The 11,480-nt window shown below is 70.5% G+C and carries 9 protein-coding genes; 2 read left to right on the forward strand and 7 right to left on the reverse strand.

Annotation, left to right across the window (positions count from 1 at the left end):
* Window positions 1–39 precede the first annotated feature (39 nt).
* From RA210_RS18955 to queD, 4 genes are read right to left on the reverse strand one after another with little or no spacing between them, the layout of a single operon-like run.
* Window positions 40–3,675: an AAA family ATPase gene (locus RA210_RS18955; protein WP_201487652.1), complete on the reverse strand. Its 3,636-nt coding sequence runs from the start codon at window positions 3,673–3,675 to the stop codon at window positions 40–42.
* A complete protein-coding gene (locus RA210_RS18960) occupies window positions 3,672–4,895 on the reverse strand; it encodes an exonuclease SbcCD subunit D C-terminal domain-containing protein (protein ID WP_136489049.1) in 1,224 nt (407 codons plus the stop codon). Before RA210_RS18960 ends, RA210_RS18955 begins: the two co-directional genes overlap by 4 nt.
* Before the next feature lie 11 nt (window positions 4,896–4,906).
* On the reverse strand, window positions 4,907–5,686 hold the full coding sequence (locus RA210_RS18965) for a TraX family protein (RefSeq protein ID WP_201487653.1): 780 nt from the start codon (window positions 5,684–5,686) through the stop codon (window positions 4,907–4,909).
* Window positions 5,687–5,701: 15 nt separating this feature from the next.
* Complete coding sequence (queD, locus tag RA210_RS18970) at window positions 5,702–6,058, reverse strand: 6-carboxytetrahydropterin synthase QueD (RefSeq protein ID WP_136489051.1); 357 nt, start codon at window positions 6,056–6,058, stop codon at window positions 5,702–5,704.
* 239 nt (window positions 6,059–6,297) lie between these two features.
* On the opposite strand from queD, the gene RA210_RS18975 reads away from it, so the two are divergent.
* Together RA210_RS18975 and RA210_RS18980 are read left to right on the forward strand one after the other, a co-directional pair.
* Complete coding sequence (locus RA210_RS18975; protein WP_305956030.1) at window positions 6,298–7,704, forward strand: sensor histidine kinase; 1,407 nt, start codon at window positions 6,298–6,300, stop codon at window positions 7,702–7,704.
* 4 nt (window positions 7,705–7,708) lie between these two features.
* Complete coding sequence (locus RA210_RS18980; protein ID WP_201487654.1) at window positions 7,709–9,127, forward strand: sigma-54-dependent transcriptional regulator; 1,419 nt, start codon at window positions 7,709–7,711, stop codon at window positions 9,125–9,127.
* A 14-nt stretch (window positions 9,128–9,141) separates the two neighbouring features.
* On the opposite strand, the gene RA210_RS18985 is transcribed toward RA210_RS18980, so the two are convergent.
* The 3 genes from RA210_RS18985 to RA210_RS18995 all read right to left on the reverse strand — a co-directional run bounded on the left by RA210_RS18985 (window position 9,142) and on the right by RA210_RS18995 (window position 11,470).
* The gene (locus RA210_RS18985) at window positions 9,142–9,849 is read right to left on the reverse strand and encodes a c-type cytochrome (RefSeq protein WP_201487655.1); all 708 of its coding nucleotides are present in this window, start codon (window positions 9,847–9,849) and stop codon (window positions 9,142–9,144) included.
* A gap of 9 nt (window positions 9,850–9,858) precedes the next feature.
* Window positions 9,859–10,788: a copper resistance protein B gene (locus RA210_RS18990; RefSeq protein ID WP_442963410.1), complete on the reverse strand. Its 930-nt coding sequence runs from the start codon at window positions 10,786–10,788 to the stop codon at window positions 9,859–9,861.
* A gap of 304 nt (window positions 10,789–11,092) precedes the next feature.
* Window positions 11,093–11,470, reverse strand: coding sequence for a hypothetical protein (locus RA210_RS18995; RefSeq protein WP_236574812.1), 378 nt, complete (start codon window positions 11,468–11,470; stop codon window positions 11,093–11,095).
* Window positions 11,471–11,480: the final 10 nt, after the last annotated feature.

An 11,480-nucleotide genomic window follows, 5' to 3' on the forward strand; every position in this document is an offset into this window, starting at 1 on the left:
ACCCGGCACACGCCGTAGGGTGCGCCGTGCGCACCGTTTTCAGCCGACCACGCGCAACGCGCTCGCCCCGTTGCCCTGGCGCTGCACGCGGATCTGCACCGGGATGCGCTCGTGCATCTCCTGCACGTGGGAGATCACCGCCACCTTGCGGCCTTGGGCCTGCAGGTTGTCCAGCGCGTCCATGGCCAGTTGCAGCGACTCGGGGTCGAGGCTGCCGAAGCCCTCGTCGATGAACAGCGACTCGATGCGCAGCTTGCTCGACGCCATCGACGCCAGGCCCAGCGCCAGGGCCAGCGAGACCAGGAAGGTCTCGCCGCCGGACAGCGAATGCACCGAGCGCAGCTCGTCGCCCATCTCGGTATCCAGCACCAGCAGGCCCAGCGCGCTGCCGCCGCGCTGCAGGCGGTAGCGCCGGGCCAGCTGGCGCAGCTGCAGGTTGGCGTGCTGCACCAGCAGGTCGAGGTTGTAGCCCTGGGCGATCTTGCGGAAGGTGGCGCCGTCGGCCGAGCCGATCAGCGCGCTGATCCGCCCCCAGCGCAGGTGTTCGGCCTGTGCGGCGGCGATGCGTTCGAGCAGCTCGCGGCTCTGCTGGCGGCGGCGGTCGTCCTCGACCAGCGAGGCGCGCAGGTCGGTGGCCTGCTGTTCGGCCTGCTCGCAGCGCAGGTGCTGCTCGTCCAGCGCCAGCTCCAGGGCGGCCGGCTCGGGGGCTGCGTCGACCCTGGCCAGATGCGCGGTCAGTTGCTGGCTGCGCTCGTCCAGGCGCACCCGGCCCTGGGTCACGGCATCCTCGGCGGCCTTCAGCTGCTCGCGCAGCAAGGCGAGATCGCCGGCCGGGCGGGCCAGCAGGGCGGCGAGGGTGGCGTCGTCCAGCTGCGGGTGGCCGGCGCGCCAGGCGCTCAGTTCACGCTGCAGGTCGGCCTGCTCGGTGTGCAGCGCCTGTTGGCGCTGGCGCAGGTTGTGTCCCTCGCCGGCGAGTTTGATCTGCTGCTGGCGGGCCTGCTGCAGCGCCTCGCCGGCGGCGTTGGCGGCAGCGTGGGCCTGGCTTTCCGCCTGCTCCAGCTGGCGTTGCCAGGCGGCCGCGCTGTGCTGTTCGCCCAGGCACTGGCGCAGGCTGGATTCGGCCGTTTGGCGCAGTTGCTCCAGTTCGCCCAGGCGGGCGCTGCAGGCCTGCAGCGCCCGTTGGCGATGGGACTGGTCGTTGCGTTCCTTGTCCAGAACGGTCTGCCGCTCGCGGTATTCCGCGTCCAGCTCGCGCTGCTCGTCCAGCTGCTGCAGGCGTTCCGCCACCTGGCGGTCCAGTTCCATGAAGCTGCGCGCCGGCTCGGCCTGCCAGCGTTGCAGCCAGTCGCCGGGCAGCAGGTCGGCGAAGGTCTGCAGCTCGGCGGTCAGGCGCTGCTGGTCGGCGGTAAGCCGCTGGCGCTGGTGCTCCAGCTGCTGGCGGGCGGTCTCGCTGGCCTTGTCGGCCGCCCGCAGCTGGTCCTGCAGCTGTTCGCTGCGCCGCTGCTGGGCCAGCAGCTCGCCCTGGCGCTGCTCGGCCTGCTGGATGGACTGGCGCAGTTCGGCCAGTTGTCCGGCCAGCCAGGCGCTGCGCTGCGCGGCCGGCTGGGCGAGCAGTGCGTCGTGACTGGCGAGCGTGGCGTCCAGCGCCGCGAGTTCGCTGCCGATGCGTTGCTGTTCCTGAGCGGCGTCGGCCAGTTGGCGCTCCAGTCCCTTGTATTCGGCGGCCAGCCCGGCGCGCTGTTCGCGGAGCCGGTCGACCTGCTGCCGGGCGCGGCTGGCTTCGGCCTCGTCCTGGCTGGCGAGGGCGGCGAGCAGCGCATCGCCGTGGTGATACGGGTGCTCGGCGCTGCCGCATACCGGGCAGGGCTCGCCGTCCTGCAATTGCGCGCGCAGCGCCTCGACGCTGGCGCTGCGCGCCAGGCGCTGGCGTTCCAGCAGCTCGAGGGTGACCTTGAGCGCCTGCTCCGCGTTCTGCAGCTCGGCGCCGACCGCCTTGCCGCTGGCCACGCACTGCTCGCGCTCGGCCTGGAGTTCGGCGCTGCGCGTCTGCACGGTGGCCAGGCTGACGGCCAGCTCCTCGCGGCGCAGCCAGTGGCGTTGCGTCTGGTCGAGGCTGTGCAGTCGCGGGCGCCAGCCGTCGAGCTGTTGCTGCAGGCGGTCGAGCTGCTCGGCGGGGCTGTCGCCGCCCAGTTGCTGTTGCAGGGCGTCGAGCTGCTGGCGGGCGTGGCGCAGCTGCTGCTCTGCCGCCGTGGCGGCAGACTCCAGCGCCGGCAGTTCCTCGCGGCCCTTGCTCAGCTGGTTGGCCAGTTGCACGGCCTGTTGCAGGCGCGGACGGTGGCCGTCCCAGGCGGCGCCCAGCGCGTGCAGGGCGCTGCTGCGCTGCAGGCCCTCGGCCAGTGCGGCCTGCTGGCCGCTCAGGCGGGTCTGCCGTTCCTGCAGTTGCGCCAGCGCGGTTTCCCCGGCGCTCCAGGCGTCGCGCGCCTGCTGCTCGGTCTGCTGCGCCCGGGTCAGCTCCTGCTGCAGTTCGGTCAGGCGCTGCTCCTCGCCGTAGGCCTGGCGCAGCGGCGCCTCGGCCTGCTGGCGGGCCTGCTCGGCGGTTTCCTGTGCGGCTGCAGTCTGTCGGGCAGCCGCTTCCCGCTCGCCCAGGCGCTGCTGCAGCGCCTGCTGCTGCTCGCCATGGCGCTGCAGGTCGGATTCCAGTCCGGCCAGCAGCGGCCCCAGCTCGCCCTGGCGGGCAAAGCGGTGGCGCTCGGGGGCGAGCTGTTCGAGCAGCGCGAGGGTCTGGCGTTCGCCGGCCAGGCTCGCCTGATGGGCGAGGGCGGCGTCCAGCTGGCCCTGCGCCGCCTGCTGCTCGGCCTGCAGGCGATCACGCTCGGCCAGCCACTGGCGCTGCTGCTGCAGATTCTGCAGGGCGGCCTGCTCGGCCTTGAGCCGGGCGGCGGCATCGGCGTGCTGCTGCTCCAGTGCCTGGCGCTCCTCGTCGGCCAGCGGGCGGATGCCGCCGGCCTGGCGCTCCAGCTCCTCCAGCGCTTCGCGGGCGCGCTTGGCGGCGGCGTAGGCGGCCTTGCCGATGCGGCTGTACACGCCGGTGTCGGTGAGCTTCTCCAGCAGTTCGCCGCGCTGGTTGTCGTCGGCCTTGAGGAAGGCGCTGAACTCGCTCTGCGCCAGCAGCACGGCGCGGGTGAACTGCTGCAGGTTGAGGCCCAGGCGCTGCTCCATCTGCTCGGCGAACTCGCGCTTGGCGGTGGCCAGCAGCTGGTCGCCGTCCAGGTCGCGCAGGCTCTGCTGGCTGTTCTGCAGCTTGCCGCTGGCCTTGTCGCGGGCGCGGCGCACTTCCCAGCGGGCCCGGTAACGCTTGCCGTCGACGCCGACGAAGTCCACCTCGGCAAAGCCGCCGCTGGCGCCGCGGCGCAGCAGGTTGCGGCCGTCGTCGCTGCCGAGGGCCTCGTTGTCGCTGCCGTCCGGCACCTTGAGGGCAGCCCTGGCGTGCTGCAGGCGCGGCGTCTCGCCGAACAGCGCCAGGCACAGGGCGTCGAGCAGGGTGCTCTTGCCGGCGCCGGTCGGCCCGGTGATGGCGAACAGCCCGGCGCTGGCCAGCGGCTCGGCGGTGAAGTCGACTTCCTGCTCGCCGGCCAGCGAGGCGAGGTTCTTCAGGCGGATGGCGAGGATCTTCATGCCGGCTCTCCTTCGAGTTCCACGGTCTGCAGCAGGGTCAGGAAGTCCTCCAGCACCTGGGCGTCGGCCTCGCTGCCGTATTCGGCCTGCCAGCTGCGGCGGAACAGCTCCTGCGGGTCGAGCTGGTCGAGGCCGACCAGCGGGGCGGCTTCCTCGCCGCGTCCGCGGTATTCGCTGGCGATGCGCACCAGGCGGCAGCCCTTGCCGTCCAGCGCCGCCTCGATCTGCTGGCGCAGGTCGGGCTGCGGCTGCTCCAGCTGCACGCGCACCTCCAGCCAGGGCTGGCGTTCGCGCTCAAGCGCGCTGGCGGGCAGGGCGGCGAGCTGTTCCAGCACCTCGGCAAGGGGCGCTGGGCCGATGCGCAGCATGTCCACCGCGCGCGGCACGCGGATCGCCTCGACGCCGTGCAGCGCGGCGCCGTCCAGCTCGACCAGCAGCACCTGATGCGGATAGTTGACCTCGGCGAACGACAGCGGCAGCGGCGCGCCGCTGTAGCGGATGCGTGGTTGACCTGAGACCTGCTGCGGCTTGTGCAGGTGGCCGAGGGCGACGTAGGCGATGGCTTCGGGGAACAGGCTGGCCGGCAGCGCCTCGGCGTTGCCGATCACGATGTTGCGCTCGGAGTCCTCGGACACCGCCGCCCCGGCCATGTGCGCGTGGCTGACCGCCACCAGTGCCTGCTGCGACGTGCGGCGCGCCTCGGCGGCGGCGATCAGCTCGCGGTGCACCCGCTCGATGCCGGCCAGGTAGTCGTCGCCCACCGCGCCGCCGGTGACCTCGGCCGGGCGCAGGAACGGCAGCGCCAGGCACCAGGCACCGATCTCGCCGTCCTCGCGGTGCAGCGGCAGCAGCAGGCGGTCGCTGTCCAGCGCGTCCTCGTCCAGCCACTCGACGCGGCCGAGGGCGTGGGCGTTGAGGCGGCGCATCAGCGGCGCCGGCAGCTCGATGCGCCCGCCCGAGTCGTGGTTGCCGGCGATCATCACGATGTCCAGGCGCGGCAGGCGGCGGTGCGCCTCGACCACGAAGTCGTACAGGCGCTCCTGGGCCCTGAGCGGCGGGTTGACGGTGTCGAAGAGGTCGCCGGCGATCAGCAGGGCGTCGGCCCGCTGGTCCACCAGGGTATCGAGCAGCCAGGCGAGGAAGGCGGCGTGTTCGCAGTCGCGGTCCTGGCCGTGCAGGGTCTGCCCCAGGTGCCAGTCGGAGGTGTGGATCAGGCGCATGGTTCGCTCCCTCAAGGCATGCGCAGCAGCCAGGCGGCTGCGGCGATCGCCAGCATGTGCAGCGGATAGAAGAAGTAGGCCCAGCGGCCGACCGCCGGGACGCGCAGGGTCACCGGCAGCGCCGTGCGCAGCAGCCACAGGCCGAGCGGCAGGGCCGCGAGGCAGGCACCGGCGATCAGCCAGTCGCGCGGCTCTCCGGCCTGCAGGGCGGCGGACAGCCGCGGGGTCAGGTTGGCCAGCAGCACCGTCAGGGTCGCCAGCGCCGGCCACGGGCCGCCGCGCTGCAGGGCGAGCAGGCACAGGGTCGGCAAGAGCACGCCGAGCATCCCGTAGGTCAGGCTGCCGTGCAGCCAGGCGGCGCCGGCGGCGAGCAGGCCGGCCAGCAGCAGCGGCCCGCGCTGCAGGGCGTTGCAGCCCCAGGCGATGCCCCAGCCGATGGCCAGGCTGACCAGGATGTTGAACTTGTGCGCGTTGCCCAGCATCAGGTCGTGGGCCGGCTCGCTGAGCACGGCGAACAGCAGCAGGGCGCCGAGATGCCGGCGCTCGCTGGCGCCGAACGCGCCGGGCGGGCGGCGCGCCAGGTTGGCGGCCAGCGCCAGGCAGAACAGCGGGAAGGCCAGCCGGCCGGGGACGAAGCTCCAGCCGAGCAGGGCGTGGCCGGGAATCAGGAAACGCAGGTGGTCGACGGCCATGCTGGCCAGCGCCAGCCACTTGACCAGGTCGAGGCCGCGCTCGCGCGCCTGCGGCAGCGACGGCGAACTCGGCGCATGGGCATCGGCAGCGACCGCCACGGCGCAGCCTGCGGATCAGTCGCCGCGGTATTCGCAGCCGCTGGTGCAGGTCTCGTGCACGCGCACCCGCGACAGCTCCGGCAGCAGCGGCTTGAGCTGCTGCCAGATCCACTTCGAGAGGTTCTCGCTGGTGGGGTTCTCGAGGCCGGGGATGTCGTTCAGGTAGTAGTGGTCGAGGCGGTCGTAGATCGGCTTGAAGATCGCCTTGATCTCGGAGAAATCACGGATCCAGCCGGTGTAGGGATCGACTTCGCCCTCGATGTAGATCGCCACGCGGAACGAATGGCCGTGCAGGCGTCCGCACTTGTGACCCTCGGGAACGTGGGGCAGGAGATGGGCGGCTTCGAAGGTGAATTCCTTGAACAGTTCCACGGCGACACTCACGGGCTGGAAAAAACCGCGACAGTCTACCAGCTTTGCCGGCGGCATTCCCCGCACTGCCGCCCGTCGGCAAACGGGTGTTTTTCCCCAGCCGGGCACTGATGGCCACTTGGCAGCGTCCGCGCTGGACTATGTTTGTGACAGAGCACACAGGGAACCGTGCGGGAAGACAGCCGGGGGCAAGTGGAGGGGGCTGTCCTCCCGCCATAATAAAAAACAAGGGGATGGTGATGGTGTCGGGTCCGCAACCATTCAATCTGCTCAGATGGTTCTCGCTGGTCAGCTTCGGCCTGATCGCCGCGGTCGCCGTGTCGCTGGCGATCAGCGCAACGCGCTACGCCGTCGTCGAGAGCATCGAGCGCGACGCTCTGCTTACCGCCCAGTTCATCCGCGCCCTCACCGAGGGCGAGATCCGCCATGCCAACTTCGGGCCGGGCGTGACCATGGGCGAGTTCCTCGATTCCCGCGAGGATGGCTCGGCGGACGGTATCGACCGCCTGCATCTGGAGCGGGTGCGCCGCGAGTTCTTCGACCATGTCTCCAGCCTGCCCGATGCCCTGCAGACCAACATCTTCGCTCCCGACCGCACCATCGTCTGGTCGACCAATCCGGAGCTGGTCGGCCGTCGCCTGCTCGACCGCGAGGAGCTCGAGCAGGCATTCGAGGTCAAGACCCATGTCGCCCACGCCCATTGGCGGGTGGAAGGCGGTCGCACCGAGCAGCAGTTCATCCGCAGTCCCCAGGGCCTCTATTTCGAGAACTACATCCCGCTGACGGACAATGCCGGCAACGTGGTGTCGGTGGTGGAGATCTACAAGGAGCCGGCCGACCTGATCGCGCGCATGGAGCGCGCCTACCTGCTGCTGTGGCTGGCGGCGGGGCTGGGCGGCGGGTTGATCTATCTCGGCCTGTTCTGGATCGTGCGGCGCGCCTCGCGGCTGCTGGCCGCGCAGCAGCACCAGTTGATCGAGAACGAGACCCTGGTGGCCCTCGGCGAGATGTCCTCGGCGGTGGCCCACGGCCTGCGCAATCCGCTGGCCGCCATCCGCACCAGTGCCGAACTGGCGCTGGACCTGGACTGCTCGCCGGCGCGCAAGAACATCCACGACATCGTCCTGCAGGTCGACCGCCTGTCGAAATGGGTGCGCGAGCTGCTGCTGTGCTCCAGTCAGCTCAACGACGAGCACGAGGCGGTGGACCTGGTCGGCGCGGTCAACGAGGTGCTGAACACCTTCGAGCCGCAGATCGCCAAGGCCGGCATCCAGCTGGAGTGGTCGCCGGCGGCGGCGCCCAAGGTGCTCAGCCATCCGGTGCTGCTCAACCAGGCGCTCAACAGCGTGCTGGCCAACGCCCTCGAGGCGATGCCCAAGGGCGGACGCCTGCGCCTGGAGCTGACCCGCGACCAGCGCCGCAAGCGGCTGATCCTGAGCGTCAGCGACACCGGTATCGGAATGAGCGAGCAGCAGCAGGTGCTGGCGTTCAAGCCGTTCTATTCGACCAAGCGCGGCGGGCTGGGGGTCGGCCTGTCGCTGGTCAAGCGGATCATGGAGCGATTCGGCGGCGCGGTCAGCCTGACCAGCCGCGAGCAGGTAGGCACCCATGTGTGCCTGAGCTTCAGGGTGGCCGAGGGAGGCTGACGTCGTGGAGCACAGCGTACTGATCGTCGAGGACGACGAAACCCTGGCGGACAACATCCGCACCTACCTCGAGCGCAAGGGCTACGAGGCGCAGGTCTGCTCCAGTGCCGAACAGGCGCTGGATTGCCTGGCCTGCCAGCATCCCGACGTGCTGCTCACCGATCACTGCCTGCCGGGGATGACCGGCATCGAGCTGATCCGCCAGGTGCGCAGCCTGGACGCCCAGGTGAAGACGGTGATGATGACCGCCCACGGCAACATCGAGTGCGCTGTCGAGGCCATGAAGGCCGGCGCCTACGATTTCCTCACCAAGCCGGTGGTGCTGGCCGAGCTCAAGCTGCTGATCGAGCGGGCCATCGAGACCCGCCAGCTCGAGCATCGTCTGTCCTTCTACCAGCATCGCGATGCCCGCGGCGCCGGGCTGGACGCGCTGATCGGCGAGTCGGCGCCGATGCGGGCGCTCAAGGCGATGGTGCACCAGGTGCTGGAGGCGGAAAGCCACATGACCGACAGCGACCTGCCGGTGGTGCTGATCAACGGCGAGACCGGCACCGGCAAGGAGCTGATCGCCCGCGCCCTGCACTACGACGGCGTGCGTCGCGACGGGCCGTTCGTCGAGGTCAACTGCGCCTCGATCCCCTCGCACCTGCTGGAGGCCGAGCTGTTCGGTCACGAGAAGGGCGCCTACACCGACGCCAAGGAGCGCCGTGCCGGCCTGGTCGAGGCCGCCGACGGCGGCACCCTGTTCCTCGACGAGGTGGGCGAGATCGACCTGGCGCTGCAGGCCAAGCTGCTCAAGCTGCTGGAGGACCGCACCATCCGCCGCCTGGGCTCGGTCAAGGAGCGCAAGGTCGACCTGCGCATCATCAGCGCCACCAACTGCGACCTGGAGCAGATGGTCAGGGACGGGCGGTTCCGCCGCGACCTGTTCTACCGCCTGCGCATCATCGCCATCCAGGTGCCGCCGCTGCGCGAGCGCGGTGGCGACGTTCTCACCCTGGCCCGCCATTTCCTCGCCCTGCACGGCCGCCGCTACGGCAAGTCCGACCTGCAGTTCACCGTCGAGGCCGAGGCCCTGCTGAGAAGCTACGACTGGCCGGGCAACGTGCGCGAGCTGCGCAACATGCTCGAGCAGACCGTGCTGCTCGCCCGCGGCACGCGGATCACCCCCGACCAGCTGAGCCTGGCTGGGTATCACGACGGCAGTCCCGTCCATGTCGAGGATTGCCCGCCGCCGCTCGCCGCCCCGGTCGATGACGACCCGCCCAGCCTGCCGGAGGTGGAGCGCCAGCTGGTGCTGCGCACGCTGGAGCGCACCGACTGGAACGTCACCAAGTCGGCTCGCCTGCTGGGCCTGAGCCGCGACATGCTGCGCTATCGCATCGAGAAGCTGGGGCTGGAGCGGCCGGATCGGCACCATTAGGAACGGCGCCTGCCTCAGTGGTGGACGTGCTCCTTGCCGTCGGCATGCACGTGGACCTTCTTCTCCGGGGCTGCCGGTGCGTTGGCGACTTCCTGGTCGTGGTCATCACCGTGGTGGGATGCCGCCTGTGGTTGCGGGCTTGGCGTTGCCCCGGAGTGGTCGTGCTGGCGGCTGTGGTCGTGCATGTCGCCTTCCCCGCCGCCGTGCGAGTGGCCGTCGCTGGCCGCCACCAGGGCGCGGTACTGCGCCGCGTCCAGGCTCGGCAGCTGCTGCAGGAAGGCAACCATGCCCCAGATGTGTTCGTCGCCCATGCTCTTGCCCCAGGCCGGCATGCCGGTGGCCTTGATGCCGTGCTTGACGATCCAGAAGGCGACCGACGGATTGCCGTTGGTGCCGATCTGCGCCAGGTTCGGCGGCGCCGGGTAGAGGTTCTGGCTGAGTTCGGTAGGCGCCATGCCCGGTGCCAGATGGCAGCCGATGCACATGGAGTGGTAGTTGCCGGCGCCGCGGCGGATCAGTTCGGGGGCGCTGAGATCGGGCACCGGGATGTCGGCGGCGCGCACGGCGATCGAGCGCTCGCGGGTGGCGCTCAGCAGGGCGTGCACGCTGTCGAGGTGCGGATCGTCGGCGCCGACGTTGATCAGCCCGGACCAGATGATGCCGGCGCCGGCCGCGGTGGCCGCAAGGCCGGCCAGCGTCAGGGTGGTTATTGTTCTTTTCATTTATCTGCCTCAGAACCAGAAGCGCACACCGGCGACCAGGCGAGCCTCGCTGACATCCTCGTCGTCTTCGCGCAGCAGGTCGGCGGTGTTGCCGTAGGCGCGATGCCAGTTGACGCCGATGTAGGGGGCGAACTCGCGGCGGATCTCGTAGCGCAGGCGCAGGCCCAGTTCGAGGTCGCTGAAGCCCGAGCCGACGCCACGCTCGTCGTCGTTGCGGCCGTACAGGTTGGCCTCGGCGGCGGGCTGCAGGATCAGCCGGTTGGTCAGCAGGATGTCGTACTCGGCGCTGAGGCGCAGGGCGCTCTGCCCGGCCTCGCCGAGGAAGGCGGTGGCCTCGGTCTCCAGGCCGTACAGCGGCATGCCCTGCACGCCGAAGGCGGCCCAGGTCTGCGGCGAGCCCGGCTTGAAGTCCTGGCGCACGCCGGCCACGGTTTCCCACCAGGGGCCGATGGCGTGGCTCCACAGCAGCTGCAGCTCGGCTTCCTCGGTGTGGCCATTGAGCCGCTCGCCTTCGGAGCGGAAGGCGAGGCGGTCGATGTCGCCGCCGACCCAGCCATTGAGGTCCCAGCTCAGGGCGCTGCCCTCGTCGGCGTCCTGCCATTCCAGCTGGTCGGCGACGAACAGGTAGTTGATCCCGCCCTGGTGCATGGCGTGGGGCGGCAGATCGGGGAAGGCGGCGGCGCGGTCGGCGTCGGTGACCGGCGGCACCGGGCTGCCCGGGTAGCCGGCGGGGTGGTGGCCGGCGTGCTCCGCGCCGCTCGGCGCTGCCTGCGGCTGGCCCTGCATCTGCTGCATGTGCTGCTGGTGCATCTGCATCATCTGTTCGTGGCTCATGCCGCCGTGGCCCGCCTGGCCGCCCTGCATCTGCTGCATCTGCTGCATCTGCTGCATCTGCTGCATGTGCTGCTGATGCATCTGCATCATCTGCTCGTGGCTCATGCCGCCGTGGCCCGCTTGGCCACCCTGCATCTGCTGCATGTGCTGCTGATGCATCTGCATCATCTGCTCATGGCCCATGCCGCCATGGCCCATCTGCCCGTGATCCATCATCGGCATGCCTGCAGCCGCCGGCGCCGCTGCAGGTGCGGCTGTCTGCGGGTGATGGGCGCTGTGCTCGTCGCTCTCGGCCGATGCCGCCTCGGCAGCGGTTTCGCCATGGCCGGCATGGCTGGAGTGATCCTCCGGCTCGGCCGCCTGCGCGGCGGCGATCAGGCCGAGGCTCAGGGCCAGGGCGAGGGGAAGCTTACTGGCCATTTTTCCCGTCCTTGGTTTGGGGCGCGGCCTTGGCCGGCGGCATGCTGCCGTGGTTCATCTGCCCCTGGCCCATGTTGCCGTGGTCCATCTGGCCGTTGTTCATGTGCTGCTCGTGCATCTGCTGCATCATCTGCTCGTGGCTCATGCCGCCATGGCCCATCTGGCTGTGATCCATCATGCCGCCTTGCGGCATCTGCTGGCTCTTGCCCATGTTGCCCTGGGCCTGCCTGGCGGCGGCCGGTGCGTTCTGCGGGTGGTGCCCTTCGTGCTCGTTCTGCGCCACGGCCTGCGACAGGGGCAGGGCGGCCAGCAGACCGAAGGCCAGGGCGGAGGCGAGCAGGGTGTTGCGCTTGGTGAAGGTGGTCATCGGGTGTCTC

It is taken from the genome of Pseudomonas sp. OF001, assembly GCF_904426495.1.
Taxonomy (GTDB): Bacteria; Pseudomonadota; Gammaproteobacteria; order Pseudomonadales; family Pseudomonadaceae; genus Geopseudomonas.